The sequence below is a fragment of the Natrinema gelatinilyticum genome (genome assembly GCF_024266705.1).
Classification (GTDB): Archaea; Halobacteriota; Halobacteria; order Halobacteriales; family Natrialbaceae; genus Natrinema; species Natrinema gelatinilyticum.
This window is the reverse complement of the sequence record NZ_CP100756.1, coordinates 2,361,901-2,386,459: the sequence shown is the minus strand read 5'-3', so window position 1 is coordinate 2,386,459 and position 24,559 is coordinate 2,361,901. Positions and strand designations below refer to the sequence as shown.

The following is a 24,559-nucleotide window of genomic DNA, read 5'->3' as shown; positions in this document are numbered from 1 at the left end:
CACTCTCGTTTAGACGGCCGGACCCGTAATTTGGCATATGGCGGACGCACGACGTGACGGGTTGCTCGACGAATCACAGCGAGACGCAGCGCTGGCGTGGTTCATCACGGTCGTCCTCGTTCTCTTCGCGATCCAGCACGGACTCACCGACTCGTATCGGTGGTTCGCCCTCACCGGGTCTGCGGTAGTGATCGTGTTGCTCCCAGTCGTCGCGTTTCGGGACCCGCTCGCGATCCCGCCCTGGAACCTGCTCGTTCTCGTCCTCCTTCCCGTTACCGACGCGACGGTGTTCGGTGAGTCGTTCCTGACGGCGATCACGACCTACGTCGCTGTCGCCGCGGTTGCGCTCATCGTCGCCGTCGAAATCGACCGGTTTACCGCGGTTCGGATGAGCCACTCGTTCGCGGTGGTACTGGTCGTCCTCACGACGCTCGCCGTCGCCGGCGCCTGGAACGTCGCCCAGTGGGTCGCGGACGTGGCGTTCGGTACCGACTACCTTCTGGACGGCCGATCGCAGGACACGGCCAATCGAGTCTTGATGGTCGACTTCGCATACGCGGCGGCCGCGGGTCTGGTCGCGGGAATCCTCTTCGACCGGTCGTTCCGATCGTACTCGGAGGGCGTCTCCGAGCGGACGACGCCGACGAACGAAACCGGACCGGCCGCGAAATCCGACCCGGTCCCTGCCCCGATCCGCGATCGGTTAAACGTGGCCGACGAAACCGTCAGGACAGTCTCGCGAGCGATGCAACTCGCACTCGCCGCTCTCCTGTTAGTCGGGGTCGTCCGCCGCGACCTGACGACCCTCGTCAACGCCGGCGTCGCGCTGGCGATCACGTTTCTCCCCGCCGTCCTCGAACGAGACGCCAGACTACCGCTCGAGCCGGGGCTCGTATTCTGGCTCACTACGGCCGTGTTCCTCCACGCGCTCGGCTCCGCCGGAGCCTACGCTCTCGTCGGCCAGTGGGATAGTCTGACCCACACGATTTCCGCGTCGATCGTCGCGGCGGCGGGGTACGCGGTCGTTCGAGGGATCGACCTTCACACCGACGAGGTGTATCTGCCGACGACGATGCTGTTCGCGTTCATCCTCGTGTTCGTTCTGGCCTTCGGCGTCATTTGGGAACTCCTCGAATTCGCCATCGACGAGAGTGCACGGCTGCTTGGGTTCCGGGCGGTCGTCGCCCAGTACGGACTCGATGATACGATCGTCGACCTCGTCTTCGATAGCGCTGGTGCCGTCGTCGCCGCGATCTGGGGCTCGTTCTACCTCACGGACCTCTCCCAGCAGATCGCACGGCGACTCGAGAGGTGACCCGTGTACTCATCGTCGATGCGCTACTGAACGACAACGGGCGACGACCGGGCGAGACGGACACGAAAATGCGATAGCCGAATCAGTCCGCTGCGTTGGTCAATCGGCGGACGTCGTCGTCGCTGAGCGACAGCCGTGAGGCGGCGACGTTCGACTCGAGGTGGCCGGGATCGGACGTGCCCGGAATCGGCAGCATAACCGGCGACCGCTCGAGTAGCCACGCGAGCGCGACCTGTCGCCGCGTCGCGCCGTGATCGGCTGCGATTTCGTCTACGAGGTCGCCGTGTTCCGCCAGGTCGTCGCCGTTGATCGGTGCCCACGGGATGAAACCGATGTCGTGTTCCTCGCAGTACTCGAGGGCCGCCGCGCTTCCGCGATCGTTCAGGTTGTACCGGTTCTGGACGGTCGCGACCTCGACGTGTTCGCGGGCCCGCTCGATGAGGTCGACGGAGACGTTACTGAGCCCGACCTGGTCGACGACCCCCTCGTCTGTGAGTTCCGCGAAGGCCCGGACGGAGTCTTCGAACGGCGTTTTCTCGTCGTCGGGTCGGTGGAACTGATAGAGATCGATCGTATCGGTCCGAAGCCGATCCAGCGACGTGAGGACCTGATTTCGGATGTAATCCGGATTGCCGTGGGCGATCCAATCGCCCTCGCGGTTGCGCAACAGGCCGGCTTTCGTCGCCACGAGGACGTCGTCGGGATCGCCGATCGCCTCGCCGATGAGCCGCTCGCTGACGGCCGGGCCGTACGAGTCGGCCGTGTCGATGAAGTCGACTCCGCAATCGACCGCGTGCGCGACGACCTCGCGCGCGGTTTCCTCGTCCTCGGGCGAACCAATGATATCGTCGCCACAGAGTCGCATCGCACCGAACCCGAGTCGATGGACGGTCGTTTCGCCGATGTGGAACGTATCGCTCTCGTTGGTGATCGTATCGCTGCTCACGAGTGGCATAACTCAGAGCGGACTGATAACCGTTGGGCGTTCGGCCGCCGACGCGGGCCGATCCGAGTGCGGATGGTCGCGCTCATATTCGCTATCACGTGCGACGACGTCCGCGCGACGAAATCGATCCGACGGCCGTCCGAACCTCTTATCGTTCACCCGTCGGTGATGAACGAGTTCCGAAGCGGCGGATAACTCACGATCTTCGAGAGCCGAAGCGTGTACGAAAGCAGAAACGCGAGCGGGGCAAACGCCACCCCGCACAGCAGACTGAATCCGGCGAGCTGCGCCGGCACGGAAGCCGACAGTCGAGCGAGCCATCGTAGACGAGCATCGCGACGGACGAACTGGAGACCGCCGCGAAGCCAACGTAGATGGATTCGACGGCTCTCGATCGGTCTCACGCCAAGAGCGCTGACTACCTGGTGGGCCTCGCGTTAACCTGCGATGCGCCACCTAGCGGCTTCGCAGAGTACAGTGAGCCTCGGACGGCTTCCAGCACAGCGTCGGTGAAAATGAGAAACGAGGTCTACCGCCGCCGTCACCCGTGGTTGTGGCTGTGCATATGGCCGTGTTCTTCCGGTGGTGACAGCGACCGCTCACACCGGACGTTCGAGTAATGCGACTGAAACAGTTCCACGAATTCGTCGTCGGGATCGAACTGGTGGCGCTGGATGCATCCCACGTCTGCCCCGAGCAAGTGCACGCTCACGCTCGGCACGTCAGACGACGTCTCTACCTGGTGGATATCGTTGTTTGGGGGGACGATTTCGTAAAAATCGCCGCGTTCCATCTCTTCGGTTCGGAGGTGCTCGAGGTCGGCGTGGCCGATGTGGTTGTCTGCGTCGTCCGCCCGCCGGTAGAATTCCTCAGTCTGGGTTCCCGAGTAGATTCCGACGAGTCCCCAGGCGAGGTGGTCGTGAACCGGCGTCTCAACGCCCGGCGGAAGTGCGAGCGTGAACAGCGTAAGTTTCTCTGGTCTGCGGTACAGGAGCCACTGGGCGATGTCACGCCCCATCTCACCCTTGTCGTCGTACCCATCGGGGACGAGCCCGTCGTACGGTTCGGAAAGCCAGTCATCGTCGGTCAGAAGATCCTGGAAGGGATCGTGGAGTGCGTCCAGGAGATCCGGAATCTCCTCGTGTGTGTTTGCAGCTTCGTCTACCGTGTCGATGAACGACTGAAGACGCTCGTTTTCGAGGTGCCATTCTTCGGTCATGGCACCCCGTTTCTCCCCAACTGTCTTAACTTTCTCCCGGTGCCATCGCTCCTCTATCAACATTTCACTCGAGCCGTTCGACGCTCGTCTCGCATCGTTCAAATGCGGTCGAACGACACTGCTGGTACTCCCGGCAGTTCCCGCCAGCGAACGGGCGTCCACCCGCGCGTTCTCCGGACTGTGAACCGTTCTGGAGATCGGACGAACTGACAACGCCGAAACGCAGAGGCCCTCGTCGGCATCGGTGAATCGGTACGGTTTCACGTTCTCATCCGTGAGAGCGGTACATGACGCTTCGTGAGCGGCTCCACCCCGATCTGGTTGCCGGCATCCGTGCAGCAGGGCCGATCGTCATCGGAATTATCCCCTTCGCGCTGGTTACTGGAATCACTGCCATCGGTGCGGGGTTGACGATCGCGGAAACGGTCGGAATGTCTGTCATCGTCTTTCGGGCGCCTCACAGTTAGCTGCGATCGACCTTATCGGTTCGAACGCGTCGTTTATCGTCGTCGTCGGAACAGCGGTCGTGATCAACATCCGGATGATAATGTATTCGGCGTCGATCGCGCCGTATTTTCAACCGTTCTCCCTCCGCATTCGCGGCCTGGCCGCATACGTACTGACCGACCAGGCGTACGCGATATCCGTGGCTGAATACGAAACGAACGACGAACGACACCGACTCTGGTACTACGTCGAAATCGCTGCGACACTGTGGGTCGTCTGGCAAGTCGGGACGGTCGTCGGGGCAGTTCTCGGAGCGAGTGTTCCCGACGCACTCGGGCTAGACTTCGCGCTGCCGCTGGTGTTCATCGCGTTGCTGGTGCCGGCAATGAAAGACGCAGGAACGACAACTGCGGGCGTGGTCGCGGGGATCGTTTCGCTCGGTATTGCGACGGTCGGCGTGCCGCTCAACTTCGATCTGCCGATCGCTGCCGTGATCGGAATCCTTTCTGGGATGGCCGTCGACGCGTGGAGGAACGTATGACGGAGTGGTCACACGCGGGTATCTGGGCCGCAATAGCGGGCATCGGTATCTGTACGTATGCGATCCGGCTCTCGTTCATTTATCTGTTCGGTCGAATCGACTCGATTCCGCCGCGCATCCGCCACATACTCCGGTACGTCCCCGCGGCCGTCCTCGCCGCGCTCGTCGTCCCGGCGGTCGTGACGGTTCAGCCGACGGTCGGCGAAACCCTGCTCGACGACCGCCTGATCGCAGGGACGATCGCGACGCTGGTGGCGTGGCGCACCGGAGACATTTTCTATACGATCGTGGTCGGCATGAGCGCGTTGTGGGTGATACGGTTCGGGCCGTTGCTGATCGGGTGATCCGGCTTCCCAGTCACGCTGTATGTCGTCCAAGAATGGAAACATCTCGTTGGCAGTGTCGACGAAATTCGCAAGCTGTACGTCCGGCGTCTCTTCGGTCGCCTGCCAGTAGATAGCATCCTGACAGCCGTGGACCGCTTCACGGACGAGCGCGCTTTTGCCGAGTCGTCGACGTCCGTAGATGACTACCAGTTCGGCGGTGTCGTTCCCGAACCGCGATTCCAACAGGTCGCGGTCGACAAAACGCGGAGTGACCATATCAATCGTTCCGCTTCGACGGCGATGCTTTCGATCATCCAAATCACAATTGTACTAATCCTGTTTTTACTATTTTCGCACTTCGTCGGTCGCTTTTCGACCGATACCGAGTCGATACTGCCGACTGTTACCTCGGCGATAGAAAGAGTCCAAATAAGGGGATTCCAGACGGCCGACCCGCTGCTCATAGGCATTGGAACTGTGAATATGATGCCGCCTTCCGAAGTTGAACTTCCGGCGAGCTTTGCTTGCCGTGGACCCACTCACTTCGTTCGCCGGACCAGGGACAATCCAGTCATCTCGTTCGATGAGATTTCGGAAGAGTTCGACATGGAAGAAGAGGAACTGCTCGACCACCACATCCAGAGTGAGATAATCGATACGAAATCTATCGGAGATCACTGGCATTTCTGGTAGAAAATGACCGAGATTCGAGTGGGATATCTCATAGAACCCGGAAGCTTGGTGAGTAGACCAATCCCCGAGAGTATGTTATAGAACTATCCCCAAGGGTTGATTTCACCCACATTTTGATGAACCAGCCGGTACGTAGAGGTGCGAATGGGACAGCCGGTGTGAAGCAAATAGCCGCGAGCAGTGTAAGTGTTTTATTCCCGGCGCGGAGGGAACCCCACAACAGTGGTCGTTTTCATCAATTTTTTTGCCAACAGGTCGTCAGAAAAGTGAATTCGAGGACCCTACTCAACTCGAATCTTTCCCGTTATTCGGGGCCCGAAACTGGTCAGCACTCCTCGTCGTCGGTCACCGTCAGCGTCCCGGTTTCGGTTTCGTCGTTCGCGGTGATGGTCCACTCGTGGTCACCGGGACCGAGATCCCGGCTCATGACGCCGAAGTGGGCGGTATCCGTCTCGCCAGGCTCCAGCTCGATTGGCGAAGCGGACAATAGAGGTTCGTTAAACTGACCGATCTTGAATCTCCCCTCGACCGTGACGGATTCGTCGCCGCAGTTTGTCACCTCAATGTTGAAGTCGGCGGCGTCCTCGCTCGGATCGGCGACCTCTTTGTATGGGATCGACTCAGGTGCCGACACCGAGAGTTCGAGATCGCCCTCCCCCTCGACATCGTCATCGTTAGATTCACCCGCCCCACTCGAAGCGAGTCCAAGTCCGCTCGAAAGCGTTACACCTGTCACGAGGACCGTTCGGCGATGCCAGTTTGACATACCACCATCAACTCCGATAGACACCTTCCCTATCAAGTTGTTATGAGTTAATTGTACTGAATACAATTGTTACACGGTAAAATTATAACCACACTTGACTTTAAGAACATCTTCCCAGACTCGTTTGTCAAGTCACATAGCTTAACCAGGAGAGACACCGGAAGCGATTCCCTCGGTAAATCCGCGACGGGGAGGAGATGATCGAAACGGAGCGAAAGAAACAGCGATGTCGTGCTGACCTCGCCCGCTGTGTCCACCATCGACGGCCATCGGTAGGAGCAGCCCCGTTCTGTTAGATATCTGACTTTTGCATACCGCTCATCGGATCGTCGTAGAGGGAGTCTCTGATCCGTTCTATGACACCACCTGATCCTCGAGTCTATTCTCTTCACTATTTCTCGTGGCAAGAAGGCGAATCCGTCGGACCTGTCGAGATGATAAAGGGAATTCGGTTGCTATCTGCCCCTCGCTACTCTCTGCCGCGCTTAGTGGATCCTCGAAGCGAGAGGGTTAGAGAGAAAGTCAATTGGTAGAGGCGTCATTGTAGATCGCAGCGTACTTTTCTCCAAGTCCGCCGGATTAGTCAATGAGGTGAAATTCGATCCTGATCCCATAGAGATGACGCGAGAGAGGTTTTCGAGGGACGAGTCCCTGTGAGTTCCATTCTGTACGCTGAAATATAAGCCCGCTCAAATCGAATCTAGCCTGAAGTGGTCGAAGGCGTCGGGGCACGAATGGAATGATGATCAAGTCTCAGCCTGGAATCGCGGAGAAATCGACACACGGCGCTACTAGCCTGTGAATTCGGACCGAGTAGAATCGAAATGCCGCCTCCCGGATTTGAACCGGGGACAGCTCGATCTTCAGTCGAGTGCTCTCCCAGTCTGAGCTAAGGCGGCCTACTCCTCCCTCCGTCCATCGTATAAAAAAGGATTTCGAATCGGGGCCGACGACCCGACCCCAGTACGGGACTGGCGGGGGTCGCACACGTCGTGTCAGTCTGCCGCTCGGACCGGATCACATGGCTTCGTGATTTCACGTAAGTTACTCGAAACGGACGTTACACTGAGGCTACGGTCGCGCCTCCGCACGATTACCGGCTGTCTGTTGGATTATCGGATATTCAAGACACTCTTTTGCGCCCTGGGGGGTAATATCATGTTATGGAAGCACTTGCCTCGAGCCAGGCGGAGCAAAAACTCTCCGCAAATACCATCCTCGAATTACTGGCGAACCGGCGGCGGCGCTACCTTCTGTACGCCTTGCGCGGACGGGAGGATCCCATCGAACTCTCGACGCTGGCCGAGACGGTCGCGGGCTGGGAACACGACGTTCCGCCGGACGAGGTCGCGAAAAACGAGTACAAGAGCGTCTACGTCTCTTCGGTTCAGTGTCACGTCCCGAAACTCGACGATGCAGGCGTCGTCGACCACGACGAGGACAATCACACCGTCGTCCTCGCGGACAACTTCGATCAGTTAGAACCGTACCTTCGGATCGTCGTCAAAGACGAGCCGGAGAATTCGACGCTCCATGCCGCCCTGCAAACCGATTCGGGTGAGGGGCTGCTCGGTCAAATCCGGGAGAACGTCGCGCGGCTCAAGCAGTGACTACTTTCGGTTACAACAGGCTGACTCGGAGATAGTGACTGATTGGTAGTGCCGGTCAGACTCGAGGTCTCGCGTCCGCTTCCGCGAGAGCGACACAGTGCTTTCCGACGTGTGATGGCTCAGGCAGAGTCGCTTCCACGAGGCCTGTGAGGACTGGCTTCGGTCACGACGTGTGAGTGTTGCTGGCTGAAAATGGGCTCGGGCGGGTTCGAACCACGCCGAGACGCGCGCAATGGAGTGAGCACGTCTCGTCTCGTTCGAACCGCCCTCCCGTTACGCTGCTGTCGCTCACGAATTGTTCACGACAGCAACAGTGGGCTCGGGCGGGTTCGAACCACCGACCTCGGCCTTGTAAAGGCCGCGTCATGACCAACTAGACCACGAGCCCGCATTCGAGACGAGTGCCCCCGTCCGAATAACCTTTACCTTCTGGCGGTGGAAGTATCGTCCATGGCTTTCGAGCGCGGATGGAAAGCGCTCCTCATAATCGCGACCCTCTCAATCGTTGGTATTGCCCTCGTGCAGGCAGGCTTCGTTTCAGGCCCCTGGAGTCCGGAGAACGGAGAGACCCGCGTCGTGGATCCTGAAACCGATTCTGGCGATCCGAAAGCTGTCATCGACGTCGAGGTGGCAGACTCTTCGCGAGAGCGGTATATCGGGCTGAGTAACCACGGCTCTCTCGAGTCGGGCAACGGGATGTTGTTCGTCTACGACGACGAGCAAGATCTGACGTACGTGATGCGGAAGATGGACTTTCCGATCGACATCATCTTCATCGGCGCGGATCACGAAATCACGTCGATTCACCACGCCCGCGCGCCCGGCCCGAACGAGGATGGAAACGACATCAAGTATTCGGGCCGCGGAAAGTGGGTCCTCGAGGTCCCGCGGGGCTACACGAACGAAACGGGCATCGAAGCCGGCGACGAGGTCGAGATCGACCTCGAGTCGAACCAGACGATCATCACCGGGCAGGGAGCGAGTGCCGTGATACTCGAGGGAGTCGCGTGAGCGAATCGCCTCTGCGAACCGTCGTCGGTCGAGCAACGTATTTCGATTCGTAGGTAATTCTTATTGCTGGCGCCCCCTGAGGCCCGTTCAATGAGTAGCGCCGACTTGGACGAGGACGATCCGTTCGAGGAGCAGCGCGAGGAGGTCGAAAATCCGATGAAGCGACTATTTTTCGAGTACGGGTCGAACTATCTAGGCGCTGCGACGATCGGCGTGATCGCGAGCTTTTTCGCCCGGATTCTCGATCTACTGCCGGCGCTCATGCTCGGTGTCGCCATCGACGCCGTGATCCGCCGGGAGATCGGGTACGTCGAGGCCTTCCCAATCGGTGGGAGTCTCGTCGCGCCGTACGTTCCCGAGAGCCGGATGGCCCAGTTCTGGCTGACGATCGGCATCATCGCGGGCGCCTTTCTCCTCTCGGCGGTCTTTCACTGGACCCGAAACTGGGGGTTCAACACGTTCGCCCAGCACGTCCAGCACGACGTCCGGACCGACACCTACGACGAGATGCAGCGGCTCAACATGGGATTTTTCGCCGACAAGCAGACTGGCGAGATGATGTCGATCCTCTCGAACGACGTCAACCGACTCGAGAAGTTTCTCAACGACGGGATGAATTCCATGTTCCGGCTACTCGTGATGGTCCTCGGGATCGGAGGCTTGCTGGTCGCGATCAACTGGCAACTGGCGCTGGTCGCGTTGCTTCCGGTGCCGCTGATCGCCGTCTTCACCTATCTCTTCATCCAGACCATCCAGCCCAAGTACGCCCAAGTGCGCTCGACCGTCGGAAAGGTCAACTCCCGGCTCGAGAACAACCTGGGCGGTATCCAGGTCATCAAGTCCAGCACGACTGAATCGTACGAGTCGGACCGTGTCGAGGACGTCTCACGGGAGTACCTCGACGCCAACTGGAGCGCGATCCGGACACGGATCAAGTTCTTCCCCGGGTTGCGCGTCCTCGCGGGCATCGGCTTTGTAATCACCTTCCTCGTGGGCGGGCTCTGGGTCATCGGCGGCCCGCCAGGCCCGTTCTCGGGAGACCTGAGCACCGGGATGTTCGTCGTTTTCATCCTCTACACCCAGCGATTCATCTGGCCGATGGCCCAGTTCGGGCAGATAATAAACATGTACCAGCGCGCTCGCGCCTCGAGCGCGCGCATCTTCGGACTGATGGACCAGCCCAACCGGGTCAGCGAGGAGCCCGACGCTCCCGACCTCGAGGTGACCGAGGGCCGCGTCGCGTACGACGAGGTCGCGTTCAGGTACGACGGGGACGAGACGATCGTCGAGGGAATCGACTTCGCGGCCGAGGGCGGCGAAACGGTCGCGCTGGTTGGGCCCACCGGAGCCGGTAAATCGACGGTCCTCAAGCTTCTCCTCCGGATGTACGACGTCGACGACGGGGCGATCCGTATCGACGGCCAGAATATCGAGGACGTCACGCTCCAGAGCCTCCGCGAGTCGCTGGGGTACGTCAGTCAGGACACGTTTCTCTTCTACGGGAGCGTCGCAGAGAATATCACGTATGGTACGTTCGACGCGGACCGCGAGGACGTCGTCGAGGCGGCGAAGATGGCCGAGGCGCACGAGTTCATCCAGAATCTACCCGACGGGTACGACACCGAGGTTGGCGAGCGCGGCGTCAAGCTATCCGGCGGGCAGCGCCAGCGGATCTCCATCGCCCGCGCGATTCTCAGAGATCCCGACATCCTCCTGCTGGACGAGGCGACCAGCGACGTCGACACCGAGACGGAGATGCTGATCCAGCGCTCGATCGACGACCTCGCCGCTGATCGGACCACGTTCGCCATCGCCCACCGGCTTTCGACGATCAAGGACGCGGATCACATCCTCGTCCTCGAGGGTGGCGAGATCGCCGAACGCGGAACTCACGAGAAGTTGCTCGCAAACGACGGCCTCTACTCGCACCTCTGGGGCGTGCAAGCCGGCGAGATCGATGAATTGCCACAGGAGTTCATCGAGCGCGCCCAGCGCCGGCAGGCGCGAACGGAAGTCGGTGACGACTGACGGTAGACGTCAGACCGCAACCGATCGACCGCAAGCGAATCATCCACGAACGAGTAGCTGATCTGTCTCCCACCGTAACTTAGAACGACTCCTGTTCCCGCTGGTCGTCCTGGTCCGGTGCGCCTTCGTCCTGCCTGTCCTCGCCCGCCGCGGGCGGCGTGCGGTCGCTGTAGTTCTTCCGGCCGATCGCCTCGTCGTCGACCATCGTCATGATCGCACCTTCGATTTCGTCGTAGTCCCGGTACTCGTCTTCCCCCATCGGCCCGATGAGAGCCTCGAGCGTGCTCGTGTCACCGCTCATTTCGATCTCCGCGTCGCCGTATTCGTCGAGCAATTCATCGTGGCCGATCGGATATTCCTCGTTCTCGAGCGTTTCCTGAAGGTTGCCGAGTTCGACGCCGAGTTCGCGGCTATCATCTGGCATGTTCGATGATTTGTGACGGCGCAGAAACGGTTTCGCCCTGCGTTCGCCACGGATGGCGGCCGGTGGCCAACGACTCCGGATCGGCGTCTCGGCCGTCGCACCGAGGGTTTCATGCCCGCACGGCGGACATAGTCGGGCATGGATCTCTCCGACGCGACGTGGACGGACGTGCGGGACCTCGAGACGGATCTCGCGGTCGTTCCCGTCGGGAGTACGGAACAGCACGGCCCTCATGCGCCACTCGGAACGGACGTTCTGACCGCGGAGGCGGTAGCCGACGCCGGAATTGAGTGCGTCGACCGGACGGTCGTCCGAGCACCGGCGATTCCGGTGGGGATCGCCGAGGAACACCGCCAGTTCCCCGGAACAATGTGGGTCTCCGACGCCACCTTCCGCGACTACGTCGGTGAGGCCGTCTCGAGTCTCGTTCACCACGGCTTCGACCGCGTAGTCGTCGTCAACGGACACGGCGGCAACGTCGACGCGCTGCGAGAAGTCGGGGGACGACTCACCAGGGACAGCGACGCGTACGTCGTCCCGTTCACCTGGTTCGATTGCGTCGGTGAACACGCCGCAGAGATGGGACACGGTGGCCCCCTCGAGACGGCGCTTCTTCGCCACCTCGAGCCGGAATCGATCCGGGAAGATCGAATCGACGAGGCGCGTGCAGGTGCGGCCGAAGGGTGGGGCGACTGGACGAGTGGAGTCAATCTGGCCTACGACTCGGCGGAGTTTACAGAAAACGGAGTCGTCGGGGATCCGAGCGGGGGCGACGCCGAGCGTGGTAACGAACTACTCGAGTTAGCCGCGGATTCGCTGGCTCGGCTGCTCGAGGCGGTCGCCGAGCGAGATATTACGCAGTCCGAGCGCCGATAGCCAGACGGTTCGCGGGGGTGGGTTCGAGACGGGACTGTCTAACCGCGATCGGTTCGAGAGCGCGAATCCCGTTACGCCTCGGCTTCGTCCTCGCCCGCAGCGTCAGTCTCGTCGGTGTCTTCGGTATCGGGGCCCGCATCCTCGAGCGTTCCGCGAAGCGCCGGAATCGTCGAGGTGAGTTCACCGACCTGCTCGCCCGCATCCGAGATATCGGCGATAGTGTCCTCGAGATCGCTGATATCCTTCTCGAGGTCGTCGGCGTCGTCGAAGGCATCGGCTCGCTGTCCCATGGTGAACCATTTTTTCGCGTCGCGGAGATGGTCCTCGGCGTCGCCGGCATTCAGCGCGGAGTTGAGGCCGTTGAGAGCGCCCAGTACGTTGTCGGCGTCTGTCTCCCAGACGTCGTCGGCATCGGGCAACGCCGACCAGGCGTCCGCAAGCGAGGATTCGACGTCCTCGCGCATTTCGCTGGCCGCTTCCCCGAACAGTTCGTCATCACCGAATGTGGCTTGGCTCATATCCTCGTCTTTGCGGCCACCGAGGTTAAAAGATAGCCCGAAAGTGAAAGTGAAATCCGTCGGGAGCGTGCCGATATCGGTCGAACAGCGACGAGATTTCGAAAGGAACGACCTCGAGTAACGGAGATCCGATCGGCCCAGCCGATCCCGATATCGACCCGGTGAACGTCGGGTCGGCGCGGGGACGTTCCGTGTCGGCTCGAGTGATTCGGTCCGCAGATAGTCCGTCGCCGGTCCGGCGTCGGCGTGTTTCGTATCGAGAGTGAAACAGCGACACGGTCCCCGCCCACCGAATTCTGCCCCTCCGAGCGAACGAGCGACCCCCGCCAGTCGAACAGGTAATCGATCGTCTATTCCGACCCCGACCAAACAAGATGAACGGAAAGGCCGCGTGCAGAATCCAACTCGCGACGAAGCACTGCGTTTCCCGGCCGAATCGAAACGTCGTTCCCCTTCTGACGCGATGTTACTTCCGGCCTCGAACCGACTCGAGTCGCATCAGCGGATAGCCGCCATCCATTTCCATGCGGGTGACGACCTCGCAGCCCTCGTACTCGACGACGATTTCCACCTCGAGAAAGCGGCCCGTCAGTTCGGTGTAATCGGCACTCGAGTCGGCGATGGCGGACTCGAGTGTGTCGGTTCGGATCTCGACGACGACGTCCGTACAGTGGGGCTGGTTTTGGATCGATTCTTCCATCGCGGTCGCGAGGCTCGAGGCGCTGTCGGGCGAGATCGGTGTCCCAGCGAACTGGTGGTAGAGCGAGCCGAACTTGATGCCGGCTTCGAAGCAGGCAGCTTCGGCGTCGGTGGGCGACGTGTCCGTGGACATGTGCGAGTACTCGCAGGCGGGGAGGAAGGGGGTTTCGATGCGAACGGCCGCTCGATGTGGGCCATCGCCAGGTTGTCGTGACAGACGTCTCCGTCTTTTCGTACGGCGACTACGCGCTTCTCGGGACGTCGACCGCCTGCGTCTCCGGATGGTGGGTTCCACCACCATCAACATCTGTTCTACGTCCGAAGTTCCACCTCCGTCCATTTTGCATCCGAATCGTATGGTTCTTATCGCCGCTTTCCCTCACATCGAATGAATGGCACAGTCAGTCCTGCTTACTGGGGCTGCGGGGCGGGTCGGAGAGGCTATCCTCGGCGGCCTCGCGGACGATCACGAGTGGCGGTTGCTGGACCGCGATCCGCCGACGGACGACCAACCGGGCGAGTTCGTCGTCGCAGACATCACGGACGAAGTGGCCGTTCGCGACGCGATGGACGACATCGACGTCGTGATTCATCTCGCTGGCGATCCGCGGCCGGAAGCACCGTGGGACAGCGTCCTGACGAACAACATCGACGGCACCCAGAAGATCTTCGACGCCGCCGTCGACGCCGGCGTCGAGAAGGTCGCGTTCGCATCGTCGAACCACGCCGTCGGTTCCTACGAGACCGACGAACGCACGCCGGAACTGTACCGCACGCACGACGACTACCGTCTCGACGGGACTGAACTCCCCCGGCCGAGCAACCTCTACGGCGTCTCGAAAGTGGCCGGTGAAACGCTGGGACGGTACTACCACGATGAATACGGAATTTCTGTGGTCTGCGTCCGTATCGGAAACCTGACCGAAAGTCACCCGCCGATTGACTACGAGCGCGGGCAGGCGATGTGGCTCTCGTATCGCGACTGCGCCCACCTCTTCGACCGCTGCATCCGTGCCGACTACGACTACGAGATCGTCTACGGCATCTCCGATAACGACCGAAAGTACTACTCGATAGAGCGCGCCCGCGACGTGCTCGACTACGAGCCACGGGACAATTCCGCCCACCACGACTGAGTCTGCCACACGGGGAACGGACGAGACGAATCGTAGGAAGAAAAGACGAAACATGGGCCGAGTGCGGTCGGAAGCCGGCAACCGACTCGGACGAGCCGCGACCTTTTGTCTCTCGACGTGTCGTCTATCCGTATGGAGTACACCACCCTCGGATCGACGGGAATGACGGTCAGTCGCATCTGTCTCGGTTGCATGAGTTTCGGTACCGGCCGAGAGTGGATGCTGGATCCCGACGAGAGTCAGGATCTCATCGATCGTGCCATCGACCTCGGAATCAACTTCTTCGACACCGCAAACGTCTACTCCACGGGCGAATCCGAGGAAATTCTAGGCGAGACACTCGAGGGCTACAATCGCGACGCGCAGGTGATCGCGACGAAGGTATTCGCCGAAATGGACCCGCAAAACCCAAACGCGAGCGGTCTCTCGCGCAAGGCGATCGAGCAGGAACTTGCGGCGAGTCGCGACCGGTTGGGAGTAGACACGATCGATCTCTACCAGACGCACCGCTGGGATTACGACACGCCGATCGGGGAAACCCTGCGAGCCCTCGACGACGCAGTTCGACGCGGACAGGTGCGGTACATCGGAACATCGTCGATGTGGGCACACCAGTTCGCCTCCGCCTTACAGACAAGCGATTCGCTGGGTCTCGATCGGTTCGCAACGATGCAAAACCACTACAACGTCCTCTATCGGGAAGAAGAGCGCGAGATGCTCCCGCTGTGCGACAGGGAAGACATCGGCGTGATTCCGTGGTCGCCACTCGCTCGCGGCGTCGCGACCCGGCCGCACGAAGAACTCGAGTCTACCACGCGCGGCCGGACCGACCAGTACCTCGAGCAGATGTCCTACCTCCAGGGTGGCGGCGAGGAAATAAACGAGCGGATTCAGGAACTCGCCGACGACAAGGGCGTTTCGATGGCCCAGATTTCGCTCGCCTGGCTGCTTCATAAAGATTGGGTCGACGCACCCATCGTCGGAACGACCTCCGTCGAGCACCTCGAAGACGCAGTTGAGGCGATCGAAATCGACCTCACCGGCTCTGAGATGGACTATCTCGAAGATCCATACGAACCGCTTCCGGTCACGGGCCACGATTAAAAGGAGACGGATCAACGCGGACGCGGGACCGTTTCCGTCCAGCTACAACAGACCGGCGTCTCGCAGCACCTCGGCAACTCGCTCGAGGTGAGCCGCGTGTTCCTCGCCCTCGAGGCCCTGGTACATCGTCGTGATCGAGAGGTAGTCGGCACCGAGGTCGTCCCAGTCCTGCGCGCAGTCGATCCACTCGTCTTCCTCACCGGGAACGGCGTACATCCGACCCCCGAGGCCGATGTCGTCGGGATCTCGACCGGCGTCCTCGGCGTATTCGTAGAGGTCGGCAAGGTGAGCCTCGGCCTCGTCGCCGAGCTGAAACTGCGGGAGCCAGCCATCGGCGAGTCGGGCGATTCGGCGCTTGACTGGTTCGGACATCCCGCCCATCCAGATCGGAATCGGTCGCTGGAGCGGGAGCGGCCGGATGCCGGCGTCCGGAATCTCGTGGAACTCGCCCTCGAACTCGACGAGTTCCTCGGTCCAGAGCCGTCGGAGGACCTCGACCTGTTCTTCGATGCGCCGCCCGCGCCGGGAGAAGTCCTCCCCCAGCGCGACGTATTCGGGTTCGTTCCAGCCGACGCCGACGCCCATGCGGACGCGTCCGTCGGCAAAGCGGTCCAGTTGAGCGGCCTGTTTGGCCACCAGCGCGGTCTGGCGCTGAGGGAGGACCAGGATGCCGGTCATAAACGCCAGTTCGTCCGTCTGACCCGCCAAATACGAAAAGGTGGAAAGCGGCTCGTGAAACGTACTCTCGTAATCGTACGGACCGTCCCACCCCTCGCGGTCGGGGTTCACACCGAGGACGTGATCGTACGCGACGAGGTGTTCGTAGCCGGATTCTTCGACCTGGATCGCATACTCGGCTATCGTCTGCGGATCGTTCCCGATCTCGAGTTGCGGGAGCACCGTTCCAATTTCCATATCCTCGCGTTCGGACGGGTCGATCTTGAAGCTCTGGGCGAATCCGACGCGTCCCCGACCATGCGCTCGTCTGCGTTCAAAACAGTCCATCCACGTCCGCTTCCCGAGCCTGCCGCCTCCCGACGTGATCTGCGAGGCGCTGTGCGACGAGACCGCGATGCTCGTCCTCACGAACGAAATCGAACAGGAGCGTGATGAACAGGCTGTCGTCCGCGCCGGCCTCGAGGTCCCGCCGAGCGTACGCCCGCGCCCGTTCGATCGGCTCCTCGTCGAAGCCGAACTCCTCTGCGAGGACGACAGCCGCGATCGCCGTCGGCCCGAACCCGAGATCCGAACGCGTCGGTGTGGATCCCTCGTGTTCGAGTCGTACTGGCGACCGCCGCTCGATCACCTCGGGATCTGCCGCCAGCTGTGCCAGTGCCGATCGAACGGGCTCGAGCCGGAGTCCGCGATAGTCTGCGGGTAGAGCTGCGAGATACCCCCCCGCGCTCTCGGCCAGTCCGACCGCCCCTTCCCAGTTGCGTTCGCGCGCGTGATAGACCGCGGCGCTGTACTGAATGAGGCCGTGGAGCAATCGCTCGTCGTCGCTGCCGGACTTGAGTTCGAGCCAGCGGTCCTCCCAGGCGTCGTGTGCGGCGTGATAGTAGCCGTCGTTGAAGATTGCGACGCCCGCTCTGAGCCGGTCGCGCATACCGGTACGTGGAGTTCCAGACCCGAGAACGTAACGAAAACGATGACCGGCCAATATCCAGTCGAACGCGGCGGTCGATCGATCCTGGCGCACGAAACACCGCGTTCCGAATGCTGAAGCCGAATATCGACGGACGTTCCGGATGTCGAAGACGACGCTCGAAGGACGGCCGCCTCGAGTCGGCGCAGTTCTAGCCCGAAAATCCGTCCTCGAATCTGAACACACCGTTTCGCTGGACCACCCGGCCGTCTATCTCGAGGCGAGAGTCCTCGCTCACGTCCGTTATCAGATCGACGTGGACGGCCGATTCGGTGCCGGTTTCGCCGTCGGGGAGACAGGAATCGTAGGCCCGGCCGAGCGCCAGATGGACCGTGTCGCCCATCTTCTCGTCAAAGAGGATGTTGTCCGTGTAGCGGTCGATACCGCGGTTCATTCCGATCCCGAGTTCGCCCAGTCGGCGCGCGCCCGCATCAGTTTCGAGGACGTCCTCGATGACGCCCGCACCCTGTTCGGCGTCGAACTCGACTACTTCACCCGCGTCGAACTCGAGGCGAACGTTCCGAACCGCTTCGCCGTGGATCGTCATGGGTACGTCGAACGTCACCTCGCCATCCGTCGCGTAGGGGGCGGTAAAAACCTCGCCACTTGGCAGGTTGTGCGAGTCGTAGGCGACCGAGGCGGCGCTGTTGACCGCCGTACGGCCGTCGATCCGCATCGTGATATCGGTCCCGTCCGAAACGAGTCGCACCTCGTCACCGTCGTCGAGTAAGGCTTTGAGCCGAGCCATCTCCTCGGCGAGCGATTCCCAGTCCCGCAAGATCGCGTCGTAGGCGAACGCCTGGTACTCCTCGTAGGCCATGTTCGCCTGCTGGGCGAGTGACCGCGTCGGGTGGACCGTCGACACCCAGCGAGTTTCTAGCCGACTCTCGCGAATTTCGGTTCTGGCGCTATCGTAGGATCGACGCCTGTCTCCGGGGACGTCGGCTGTCGCGCTCGCGTTTCGACCACCGCCGAGCGAGAGGTAGACGTCGGCGTTCTCGACCAGAGCTAATTCGTGGGCGGGGTTCTCGTCGAAGTCGCCATCGTGGGCCCGAAGGTACGCCCGCGTGATCTCGCCCGATCTGTACGTCGCCACCAGATTCGCACCGCGTTTGCCGAGTTTCTCCGCCACCGCGACCGCCAGTTCGTGGGCATCCGGCCCTACAGAACAGACGACGGTATCGCCCTCCTCGACGCGAGCGCTCCAGTCGACCAGTACCGCGGCGTGTTCGCGTACGCGTTCGTCCATATCCGTCCCTCTCGAGCGGGCTACTAAACGCTCTCCGTTCGGAACACAAGTCGGAAGTCGGACACGGCCATCACAGATCGAGGTGAAAATTCAGACGGGGTGGACGTCTTCGGCGGCCAGCCCTTCGCGGGAGCGAACCAGCGAGACGATGGCGTACACGATCGGCGTATCGAGGACGGCGATTCCGAGTTTCAGCAGGTACTGACCCACGATAAGCGAGAGGATAACGTCCGTCGGAAGGACGACACCGACACCGAAAACGGCGGGTGCGACGGCGAATGCGACCCCGACGAAAATGACGGTGTCGATCGCCTGACTGCTCGCCGTCGACAAGATATTTCGGAGCCAGAGCATCTCGGTGCCGGTGTACACTCGAATACGGTGGAAGACGATCACGTCCCAGTTTTGACTGACGATGTATGCGAGCAGGCTCCCGACGACGACGTTCGTCGACGCACCGAGTGCCGTCGCGAACGCGTCCGGATCGACGCTCGAGTCGGCCGCCGGTGCGGCAATCGTCGACCAGACGAGTGCGAGAACGAGAAAGTTCAGTACGAACCCAACGTTGACGACGATCTGGGCGGCGCGTCGGCCATACAGTTCGGTATAGCAATCACTCGCCAGAAAGGTGAGCGCGTACGCGAGCGCCGCGCCGGGGAGTGCGAGTTGCGACCCGGAAATCGGGACCGCAAACGGCAGTTCGAACGCGAGTACTTTCGATGCGGTCAACTGTGCGGTCACCAGCGCGGTCACGAAGAGCCCGATCAACGCGACCTGCGCGATGGTGGGCCCGACGCGGGTCTGTCCGTCGGTCATAGCACAGCGTATCCATCGGACGTACCTAAGCGGTGCTATTCGAGGATGCCTCGAGTATGCACGGTACACGTACCGGGTATTCGCTTGAGAAGGGGAAAGCCCGTAGCGAGTCTGCTCGTACGAAGGTACGCCCCCGAGCCGAGTATGCGCGCGCGACGACGACCGACCGTCGCTGCGGCGACTGGCCCGAGTTGGCCACCGTCGCGACCGGTCCTTCTGGACGAACGGTCGGTTAGACTCGCGTCAAAAGCAGTAGGACCGACGCGCTCTCGTCGGTTCCTGTAATCGACTGCCGACCGCTCGCCGTGCTCGAGGCGCAAATAGTGCGGTCTCGTACGGGTTACGAGCGAGAACCAACCACAAAACGTCTCGGCGAAATAGAAAAACCGAATCAGTCGTTTCTGCCGATTTCGACCACCGATTATCCGGTATATCGCGCCATTTATCTTGTTTCGACACTCGATCCGTAACATAACCGTTATACGTATCGGAGGTCTCTCTCGAAATGCAATGGCGAAAGGAAACGTTGATTTCTTCAACGACACAGGCGGTTACGGTTTCATTTCGACGGACGACGCAGACGATGACGTATTCTTCCACATGGAAGACGTTGGCGGTCCGGACCTCGAAGAAGGCACAGACATCGAATTCGATATCGAACAGGCCCCCAAGGGCCCCCGCGCCACCAACGTCACCCGCCTGTAACACGGCTTTTCACGTTCGGTAACGGGTTTCACATTCGACTATTATTCTTGCAGACATGACGCGCGACCAGCGACAGCAAGCGTCGCCAGTCGACATTGTGGTACCGGCAGTCCACACTGCCAGCGCCGACACTCGCTGTTCGTCGACGCACGTCCCTTGACTAGTTTCAGTGATGACTGTCTGCTGTTCGAATCAGCGGAACCGTAGTATTCTATTTCCGGCAGCAATACGTACGAATCGGGGCTCGAGCCGCCGACTGTAGTCTCAGATTACCAGATGAAACGAGAGACAGTGCCAGACTTGACTCAGTTAGTGGCGCTGAACGTATGAGAAACAGTTGATACGAAATCGATAACAATTAGCCGTGTTCCCGTTCGTCCACTGGAATACAACAATGGACGACCTGACAGGGTTTCAACGAGACCTCCTGTACGTGATCGCAGGGGCCGATCAGCCGTCCGGCCAGGACGTTAAAGACGAAGTCGAGACGTATTACAACAGCGAGATCAATCATGGACGATTGTATCCGAACCTCGATACGCTCGTCAACAAAGATCTCGTCGAAAAAGGTCAACTCGACCGGCGAACGAATTACTACGAGATCAGCGACCATGGCCGCCAGGCAATCGAAGAACGCCAAGAGTGGGAACAACAATATCTCGATTGACTCGAGACGGCCCGTCCCGTAGCGGCCGCACCGCCACCGAGCGTCCCGCTCCTGCAGAGACGCGGCAGGTAGCACCCAGAGATACGGCTGAGAGTGCCTTGCAGGATTCACAGAGTGGAGAGACGACCTCCGGTTCCGGTTACCGCCAGACCAAAATTTCGAGGAGAGCGGATTCCTCGACTCGAGAACGGAATATACCAAACTGGGCGTTGGTTTTCCCGTGTGATGGTTCAACGACGGTTCGAGGATCGGAACCCCAGAATGGCAGTCGCCGGTGTTTCAACTCGGCCGCCCTAAACGCATCACCATCATCGTAGCGACCGGGCTGGCTTCGCCCTTGAAGACGAACCAGACTGACGAGCAAACGGCACCGTTCATCGAGTGTACAGCCAGAAGCGCCAAGAATGACGGCAAAACTCTCCGAGCTTCATGCATGCAGTTGATAGGTGGGTCGAGTCACCCCCAGGGTTCGGGTCGTTCCCGGAGAAGTGGAGGACTGCTGCGAGACTGAGGAAGAGGAAGACCGGTGAACTACTCCGCCCTACCGCGCTCGGGTCTCCCCGGCCCTCGCTTGGTGCGGACGGAGCGTCCTGTTTCTGTGTCGGAACGTGCAGGAACAGATCCCACAGCGTCCACAAGACGCGGAGCGTCTCGTGCGGCCCGTCAGAACGCCGTAATGATCAAGATAACTTTTGCAAATATGGACTGAGGAATTGATCGATCCAGGACTTGGCAAATCCGAGTCGATCGGTAAGGGTGTCAAAGAGACGGCGAGCGAGAGTTCGGAACGCGCTCTCGCTCGCCACCACGATTGGCGAGGCAGTGCGTTTGAGTACTTTCCAGACCTGTTCAATCGGGTTGAGATGCGGTGAGCCGACCGGAAGAAAGACGAGATCAATACCGAGTTGATGTGCGCGCTTGCGCGTGTGTTCACAGATGTGAGACGAGAAGTTATCCAAGACGAGCAGAATCCGTGTTCCCGGATTCTGCTCGCGGACTTGCTCCAATAGCGCACAGATGTTCTCTTTCGATTGATCTTCAGGGAACGTCAGGACACTTTCGCCGTTGAGCGTATAGCATCCGACCGCTGGTTCGTCAAGTTTCACCAGCGGTCGTTCCAGTGTCGGATCATCAACGTACCACAGTCGATGCGAATTGTCGTATGGTTGTGGATGCGAAGCATCACAAAAACCGACGACAGTTCCCCCATCCGTGCAAATATCGTCGTCGAGGACCCATCCTTCGTCCTCATCATCAGGACGCTTGTTATGTGCCGTCTCTGTCTCCTCGTCGAACGCGTCTGCGACGCGTTCTTCGAGGATTTCATCTGCGTTTTCTGGCCGAGAGGGGCGCTTTGGACGTGGTTTAGCGTAGGACAGTCCGAGATTCCGGAGGAATCGACCGAGATAATCCGGATGGTACTCTACACCGAACTCTTCGTCCAAGAGCTGATGAACTTCCTGTGCTTTCCAGGGTTGCCCCTCCCGGAGAAGTTCTAAAAGACGCTTTTGTTCCTCGTCACCGAGCTTCGGGGGCCTTCCGCCCCCGAAGTTCGGTGTCAACTGACCAAGTCCGCCATCGTTCCATCGACGCGCCCAGCGACTTCCAGTCGACGCAGATTTGCCAACGTCGTCGGCTGCTTCCTCGTACGTTGCTCCCTTGTAGAGACGTTTGACAAAGGTGAGTCGCTTGATGATCTTTGGATCGTCTGCTTCGTCCAGCAGACGATCCAACTCCTGCTCACTTAGATGACGAACAAGATCGCCTCGCCGGTCTCCTCCCATCACTCGCCCGTCTCAGTCTATGCCCATAACTTCCGTCACTCATTATGGCGTTCTGCGGACGGTTCCAGACTCCGCAGGCGGCTTCCCGTTACGGGCGGTTCGGAGTGTCCCGCTCCTACCGAATCGACACTCGGCCACAATCGACGATGCACGCTTGTTGTCGCGTGTGAACACCGCCGGAAGCGTGGTGAGCATCTTATTCTCACCTTCGACCGAAGGGATAATAAGGGTGCCGATTCACACGAAAACAAGACGTACGGGCGTTGTCTCCCCTCCCTGCTCGCTTCGCTCGCTGCGGATAGCGCGGGACCGTCGGTCCCGCTGACCATGCGAACGGCGTCGCCGTGAACAAGAAGGTGGGGTTAGCGTCCTCAATTACAGCTAATACGGCTCGTGAAGTACCACGGGGGCAAGTCCCGTGGCTTCGCCGTTTTGGCGGCAAGCCCAGAAACGGGCCATATGGCCGCAGGCGAAGCTAACCGGGTACGAGCGCTAGTCGAGAATTTCGAGGGGTCGATCGGGCACGAACACGTCGGTTACACCGACGATAGCTACGACAGTCGGAAGCGAAAAGTACAGTTCGGCAATAGAACCGATCACGTGAGTATCTGGTGCGGTTCAACGTCTATTTGATTGTTTTGAAACCGGGAATAGCCCACTCTTTAGGAAGGGCATAGTTATGATCGCGTACCGACTCCATCTTCGATGTTGGCATAGTCCGTATAGTCAACAAGATTGGGGCTCCGTCGACGGACGCGTCGGACGCGTCCGTTCGATCGAGTTTTTGCGGCCGGATCATCCGTCGTGAGCGTAACCTCGACCTGGGACACCGCTACTCGACTCGTTCCGTCCGCTAATTTCGCGAGATGGCGACGACCCGGCACGAGTGACTCGTTCAGTATCGATCCGGGGACCACTGTTTCTGAAACGAATATGGGGTGGCGGGTGCTCCAAACACCTATAGCGGTCGAATCCGTTTCAGCCACACTTCGGGTAGTGAACGGATGGGCCCTGACGGATTCGAACCATCGACCACTCGGTTATGAGCCGAGCGCTCTCACCAGACTGAGCTAAGGGCCCTTCAGTCGGGAGAAATCGCGCGCACTAATTAACACTTGCTGTCCGGTTCGTCAGGAGGACACCCCGCGCAGGGTCGCTCTCCGATCGTGGTCTCGAGTTCCGTCCGGTCACCGCTATCAGTTCGTCGTCGCACTGTAACTCGAGGCCGCCTTCGTGGCGCTCGATGTCGCATTCCGCAGCAGTTCCGAAGGGGGCACAGCGGTCGAACACGAGACGAGATCCAGTGGTGCTCAGCCAAGCAGACCCGGTCGCCTGAGGCGGTGGCTGGACCGACCCGACTCTAGTCCTCCTGGTACTCGGCGAGCGTCGGGTCCTTCGCCTCGGCGCGATGACGCGTCGCCAGCCCCGCGAGGTGGGGCGTCTCGGGGACGATCAACTCCTCACAGGCCGTTTCGCACGCACCTCGGCTTCCGGGGAGACAGAAAACCGGAGTATCGACGGCGATTCCGGCCGTCGCACGCGAGGCCATCGCTCGCGTCCCGACTTCATCCCACGACAACGAGCGGAACAGTTCGCCGAAGCCTGGCAGTTCGCGCTCGAACAGCGACGAGGTCGCCTCTGGCGAGACGTCGTCGGCGGTGACTCCCGTGCCGCCAGTCGTACACACGACGTCGATGTCACGGCGCGCGACCAGCCCCCTGACGGCGGTCCGAATCGCCGAGTAGTCGTCCCGGACCAGCAGCCGCTCCCGAATCTCGTGTCCGTCGGCCTCGAATGCAGCCTGGATCGTGTCCCCACCCGGATCGTCGGGATCCGTTTCCGCCGCTCGCGAACTCGAGACGGTCACGATCCCGACGTAGAGCGGATCGATGACGTCGTGGCCGTGATGGTCGGTACTTCGTCGGTCGTCGCTATCGACTGTCATACAGTGACATCCACGCTGGAAGGCGATAATCCCTCCCCTCTCGCCAGACCGCCAGCGTCCCCTCGGTCCCGATCAGTTCATTAGACGGT

24 protein-coding genes, 3 tRNA genes and 2 pseudogenes are annotated in these 24,559 nt (G+C 60.5%); 12 read left to right on the top strand and 17 right to left on the bottom strand.

The features are described 5' to 3' along the window. Nucleotides 1–37 precede the first annotated feature (37 nt). A complete protein-coding gene (locus NJU76_RS11670) occupies nt 38–1,315 on the top strand; it encodes a DUF2238 domain-containing protein (protein WP_254528684.1) in 1,278 nt (425 codons plus the stop codon). Between the two features lie 82 nt (nt 1,316–1,397). Here NJU76_RS11670 and NJU76_RS11665 read toward each other — a convergent pair whose 3' ends face one another. The 3 genes from NJU76_RS11665 to NJU76_RS11655 all read right to left on the bottom strand — a co-directional run bounded on the left by NJU76_RS11665 (nt 1,398) and on the right by NJU76_RS11655 (nt 3,480). Further along, nucleotides 1,398–2,261 carry an aldo/keto reductase gene (locus NJU76_RS11665; protein ID WP_254528682.1) on the bottom strand — a complete coding sequence of 288 codons (864 nt, stop codon included), beginning with the start codon at nt 2,259–2,261 and terminating at the stop codon, nt 1,398–1,400. 155 nt (nt 2,262–2,416) lie between these two features. Then, nucleotides 2,417–2,557 (bottom strand): hypothetical protein, encoded by a 141-nt coding sequence (locus NJU76_RS11660; protein WP_254528680.1) that lies wholly within the window; start codon nt 2,555–2,557, stop codon nt 2,417–2,419. Nucleotides 2,558–2,802: 245 nt separating this feature from the next. Continuing rightward, nucleotides 2,803–3,480 carry a cysteine dioxygenase family protein gene (locus tag NJU76_RS11655; RefSeq protein WP_254528678.1) on the bottom strand — a complete coding sequence of 226 codons (678 nt, stop codon included), beginning with the start codon at nt 3,478–3,480 and terminating at the stop codon, nt 2,803–2,805. A 287-nt stretch (nt 3,481–3,767) separates the two neighbouring features. Between NJU76_RS11655 and NJU76_RS11645 the strand changes: the two are divergent. Together NJU76_RS11645 and NJU76_RS11640 are read left to right on the top strand one after the other, a co-directional pair. Next, nucleotides 3,768–4,468: pseudogene (locus NJU76_RS11645) on the top strand (AzlC family ABC transporter permease). Beyond that, nucleotides 4,465–4,812 carry an AzlD domain-containing protein gene (locus tag NJU76_RS11640; protein WP_254528674.1) on the top strand — a complete coding sequence of 116 codons (348 nt, stop codon included), beginning with the start codon at nt 4,465–4,467 and terminating at the stop codon, nt 4,810–4,812. The pseudogene NJU76_RS11645 and the gene NJU76_RS11640 overlap by 4 nt, the downstream one beginning before the upstream one ends. Nucleotides 4,813–4,815: 3 nt before the next feature. Here the strand turns inward: NJU76_RS11640 and NJU76_RS26905 are convergent. Further along, nucleotides 4,816–5,037 (bottom strand): annotated as a pseudogene (locus NJU76_RS26905) (ATP-binding protein); the annotation flags it as partial. Between NJU76_RS26905 and NJU76_RS11635 the strand changes: the two are divergent. Then, nucleotides 4,942–5,487 (top strand): hypothetical protein, encoded by a 546-nt coding sequence (locus NJU76_RS11635; RefSeq protein WP_254528672.1) that lies wholly within the window; start codon nt 4,942–4,944, stop codon nt 5,485–5,487. The pseudogene NJU76_RS26905 and the gene NJU76_RS11635 overlap by 96 nt on opposite strands. Before the next feature lie 325 nt (nt 5,488–5,812). Here NJU76_RS11635 and NJU76_RS11630 read toward each other — a convergent pair whose 3' ends face one another. Both NJU76_RS11630 and NJU76_RS11625 read right to left on the bottom strand, forming a co-directional pair. Further along, nucleotides 5,813–6,253 (bottom strand): hypothetical protein, encoded by a 441-nt coding sequence (locus tag NJU76_RS11630; protein ID WP_254528670.1) that lies wholly within the window; start codon nt 6,251–6,253, stop codon nt 5,813–5,815. An 825-nt stretch (nt 6,254–7,078) separates the two neighbouring features. Further along, nucleotides 7,079–7,152, bottom strand: a tRNA-Phe gene (locus tag NJU76_RS11625). A 264-nt stretch (nt 7,153–7,416) separates the two neighbouring features. Here NJU76_RS11625 and NJU76_RS11620 point away from each other — a divergent pair. Next, nucleotides 7,417–7,863, top strand: a complete 447-nt coding sequence (locus NJU76_RS11620; RefSeq protein ID WP_254528668.1) for a DUF7344 domain-containing protein — start codon at nt 7,417–7,419, stop codon at nt 7,861–7,863. Nucleotides 7,864–8,177: 314 nt separating this feature from the next. On the opposite strand, the gene NJU76_RS11615 is transcribed toward NJU76_RS11620, so the two are convergent. Then, nucleotides 8,178–8,251 (bottom strand) — tRNA-Val (locus NJU76_RS11615). A 62-nt stretch (nt 8,252–8,313) separates the two neighbouring features. On the opposite strand from NJU76_RS11615, the gene NJU76_RS11610 reads away from it, so the two are divergent. Next, nucleotides 8,314–8,874: a DUF192 domain-containing protein gene (locus NJU76_RS11610; protein ID WP_254528666.1), complete on the top strand. Its 561-nt coding sequence runs from the start codon at nt 8,314–8,316 to the stop codon at nt 8,872–8,874. Between the two features lie 90 nt (nt 8,875–8,964). Next, nucleotides 8,965–10,902 (top strand): ABC transporter ATP-binding protein, encoded by a 1,938-nt coding sequence (locus NJU76_RS11605; RefSeq protein WP_254528664.1) that lies wholly within the window; start codon nt 8,965–8,967, stop codon nt 10,900–10,902. 79 nt (nt 10,903–10,981) lie between these two features. Here NJU76_RS11605 and NJU76_RS11600 read toward each other — a convergent pair whose 3' ends face one another. Beyond that, nucleotides 10,982–11,326 carry a DUF5789 family protein gene (locus NJU76_RS11600; protein WP_254528663.1) on the bottom strand — a complete coding sequence of 115 codons (345 nt, stop codon included), beginning with the start codon at nt 11,324–11,326 and terminating at the stop codon, nt 10,982–10,984. Between the two features lie 138 nt (nt 11,327–11,464). Here NJU76_RS11600 and NJU76_RS11595 point away from each other — a divergent pair, with 138 nt between their 5' ends. Then, nucleotides 11,465–12,202, top strand: a complete 738-nt coding sequence (locus NJU76_RS11595; protein ID WP_254528662.1) for a creatininase family protein — start codon at nt 11,465–11,467, stop codon at nt 12,200–12,202. Between the two features lie 71 nt (nt 12,203–12,273). On the opposite strand, the gene NJU76_RS11590 is transcribed toward NJU76_RS11595, so the two are convergent. Together NJU76_RS11590 and NJU76_RS11585 are read right to left on the bottom strand one after the other, a co-directional pair. Continuing rightward, complete coding sequence (locus NJU76_RS11590) at nt 12,274–12,720, bottom strand: DUF5790 family protein (protein WP_254528661.1); 447 nt, start codon at nt 12,718–12,720, stop codon at nt 12,274–12,276. A gap of 466 nt (nt 12,721–13,186) precedes the next feature. Further along, on the bottom strand, nt 13,187–13,552 hold the full coding sequence (locus NJU76_RS11585; protein ID WP_254528660.1) for a dihydroneopterin aldolase family protein: 366 nt from the start codon (nt 13,550–13,552) through the stop codon (nt 13,187–13,189). A 259-nt stretch (nt 13,553–13,811) separates the two neighbouring features. Between NJU76_RS11585 and azf the strand changes: the two genes are divergently transcribed. Both azf and NJU76_RS11575 read left to right on the top strand, forming a co-directional pair. Further along, nucleotides 13,812–14,555 carry an NAD-dependent glucose-6-phosphate dehydrogenase Azf gene (azf, locus tag NJU76_RS11580; protein WP_254528658.1) on the top strand — a complete coding sequence of 248 codons (744 nt, stop codon included), beginning with the start codon at nt 13,812–13,814 and terminating at the stop codon, nt 14,553–14,555. A 132-nt stretch (nt 14,556–14,687) separates the two neighbouring features. After that, on the top strand, nt 14,688–15,659 hold the full coding sequence (locus NJU76_RS11575) for an aldo/keto reductase (RefSeq protein ID WP_254528656.1): 972 nt from the start codon (nt 14,688–14,690) through the stop codon (nt 15,657–15,659). Nucleotides 15,660–15,701: 42 nt separating this feature from the next. Here NJU76_RS11575 and NJU76_RS11570 read toward each other — a convergent pair whose 3' ends face one another. The 4 genes from NJU76_RS11570 to NJU76_RS11555 all read right to left on the bottom strand — a co-directional run bounded on the left by NJU76_RS11570 (nt 15,702) and on the right by NJU76_RS11555 (nt 19,369). Next, complete coding sequence (locus tag NJU76_RS11570; protein ID WP_254528654.1) at nt 15,702–16,574, bottom strand: LLM class F420-dependent oxidoreductase; 873 nt, start codon at nt 16,572–16,574, stop codon at nt 15,702–15,704. Nucleotides 16,575–16,650: 76 nt separating this feature from the next. After that, nucleotides 16,651–17,265, bottom strand: a complete 615-nt coding sequence (locus NJU76_RS11565; RefSeq protein WP_254528652.1) for a DUF309 domain-containing protein — start codon at nt 17,263–17,265, stop codon at nt 16,651–16,653. Nucleotides 17,266–17,455: 190 nt separating this feature from the next. Further along, entirely contained in the window at nt 17,456–18,553 is a 1,098-nt protein-coding gene (locus NJU76_RS11560; RefSeq protein WP_254528650.1) for an aminopeptidase, read from the bottom strand. 90 nt (nt 18,554–18,643) lie between these two features. Continuing rightward, on the bottom strand, nt 18,644–19,369 hold the full coding sequence (locus tag NJU76_RS11555; protein WP_254528648.1) for a queuosine precursor transporter: 726 nt from the start codon (nt 19,367–19,369) through the stop codon (nt 18,644–18,646). A gap of 510 nt (nt 19,370–19,879) precedes the next feature. Here NJU76_RS11555 and NJU76_RS11550 point away from each other — a divergent pair. Both NJU76_RS11550 and NJU76_RS11545 read left to right on the top strand, forming a co-directional pair. After that, a complete protein-coding gene (locus NJU76_RS11550; protein ID WP_006087767.1) occupies nt 19,880–20,074 on the top strand; it encodes a cold-shock protein in 195 nt (64 codons plus the stop codon). A gap of 394 nt (nt 20,075–20,468) precedes the next feature. Next, the gene (locus NJU76_RS11545) at nt 20,469–20,741 is read left to right on the top strand and encodes a helix-turn-helix transcriptional regulator (RefSeq protein WP_254528646.1); all 273 of its coding nucleotides are present in this window, start codon (nt 20,469–20,471) and stop codon (nt 20,739–20,741) included. Between the two features lie 680 nt (nt 20,742–21,421). On the opposite strand, the gene NJU76_RS11540 is transcribed toward NJU76_RS11545, so the two are convergent. The 3 genes from NJU76_RS11540 to NJU76_RS11530 all read right to left on the bottom strand — a co-directional run bounded on the left by NJU76_RS11540 (nt 21,422) and on the right by NJU76_RS11530 (nt 24,470). Further along, nucleotides 21,422–22,525, bottom strand: a complete 1,104-nt coding sequence (locus NJU76_RS11540) for an IS630 family transposase (protein WP_254528644.1) — start codon at nt 22,523–22,525, stop codon at nt 21,422–21,424. Nucleotides 22,526–23,530: 1,005 nt separating this feature from the next. Then, a tRNA-Ile gene (locus tag NJU76_RS11535) sits at nt 23,531–23,605 on the bottom strand. A 280-nt stretch (nt 23,606–23,885) separates the two neighbouring features. Beyond that, on the bottom strand, nt 23,886–24,470 hold the full coding sequence (locus tag NJU76_RS11530; protein ID WP_254528642.1) for a MogA/MoaB family molybdenum cofactor biosynthesis protein: 585 nt from the start codon (nt 24,468–24,470) through the stop codon (nt 23,886–23,888). Nucleotides 24,471–24,559 lie beyond the last annotated feature (89 nt).

Bases quoted from the DNA above. Each gene is read 5' to 3' on its own strand.
- NJU76_RS11565 (WP_254528652.1), bottom strand. From the start codon at position 17,265: ATGCGCGACCGGCTCAGAGCGGGCGTCGCAATCTTCAACGACGGCTAC.
- NJU76_RS11595 (WP_254528662.1), top strand. From the start codon at position 11,465: ATGGATCTCTCCGACGCGACGTGGACGGACGTGCGGGACCTCGAGACG.
- NJU76_RS11640 (WP_254528674.1), top strand. From the start codon at position 4,465: ATGACGGAGTGGTCACACGCGGGTATCTGGGCCGCAATAGCGGGCATC.
- NJU76_RS11540 (WP_254528644.1), bottom strand. From the start codon at position 22,525: ATGGGAGGAGACCGGCGAGGCGATCTTGTTCGTCATCTAAGTGAGCAG.
- NJU76_RS11550 (WP_006087767.1), top strand. From the start codon at position 19,880: ATGGCGAAAGGAAACGTTGATTTCTTCAACGACACAGGCGGTTACGGT.
- NJU76_RS11620 (WP_254528668.1), top strand. From the start codon at position 7,417: ATGGAAGCACTTGCCTCGAGCCAGGCGGAGCAAAAACTCTCCGCAAAT.
- NJU76_RS11545 (WP_254528646.1), top strand. From the start codon at position 20,469: ATGGACGACCTGACAGGGTTTCAACGAGACCTCCTGTACGTGATCGCA.
- NJU76_RS11605 (WP_254528664.1), top strand. From the start codon at position 8,965: ATGAGTAGCGCCGACTTGGACGAGGACGATCCGTTCGAGGAGCAGCGC.
- NJU76_RS11560 (WP_254528650.1), bottom strand. From the start codon at position 18,553: ATGGACGAACGCGTACGCGAACACGCCGCGGTACTGGTCGACTGGAGC.
- NJU76_RS11590 (WP_254528661.1), bottom strand. From the start codon at position 12,720: ATGAGCCAAGCCACATTCGGTGATGACGAACTGTTCGGGGAAGCGGCC.
- NJU76_RS11610 (WP_254528666.1), top strand. From the start codon at position 8,314: ATGGCTTTCGAGCGCGGATGGAAAGCGCTCCTCATAATCGCGACCCTC.
- NJU76_RS11570 (WP_254528654.1), bottom strand. From the start codon at position 16,574: ATGGAAATTGGAACGGTGCTCCCGCAACTCGAGATCGGGAACGATCCG.
- NJU76_RS11600 (WP_254528663.1), bottom strand. From the start codon at position 11,326: ATGCCAGATGATAGCCGCGAACTCGGCGTCGAACTCGGCAACCTTCAG.
- NJU76_RS11530 (WP_254528642.1), bottom strand. From the start codon at position 24,470: ATGACAGTCGATAGCGACGACCGACGAAGTACCGACCATCACGGCCAC.
- NJU76_RS11655 (WP_254528678.1), bottom strand. From the start codon at position 3,480: ATGACCGAAGAATGGCACCTCGAAAACGAGCGTCTTCAGTCGTTCATC.
- NJU76_RS11585 (WP_254528660.1), bottom strand. From the start codon at position 13,552: ATGTCCACGGACACGTCGCCCACCGACGCCGAAGCTGCCTGCTTCGAA.
- NJU76_RS11575 (WP_254528656.1), top strand. From the start codon at position 14,688: ATGGAGTACACCACCCTCGGATCGACGGGAATGACGGTCAGTCGCATC.
- NJU76_RS11630 (WP_254528670.1), bottom strand. From the start codon at position 6,253: ATGTCAAACTGGCATCGCCGAACGGTCCTCGTGACAGGTGTAACGCTT.
- azf (WP_254528658.1), top strand. From the start codon at position 13,812: ATGGCACAGTCAGTCCTGCTTACTGGGGCTGCGGGGCGGGTCGGAGAG.
- NJU76_RS11555 (WP_254528648.1), bottom strand. From the start codon at position 19,369: ATGACCGACGGACAGACCCGCGTCGGGCCCACCATCGCGCAGGTCGCG.
- NJU76_RS11670 (WP_254528684.1), top strand. From the start codon at position 38: ATGGCGGACGCACGACGTGACGGGTTGCTCGACGAATCACAGCGAGAC.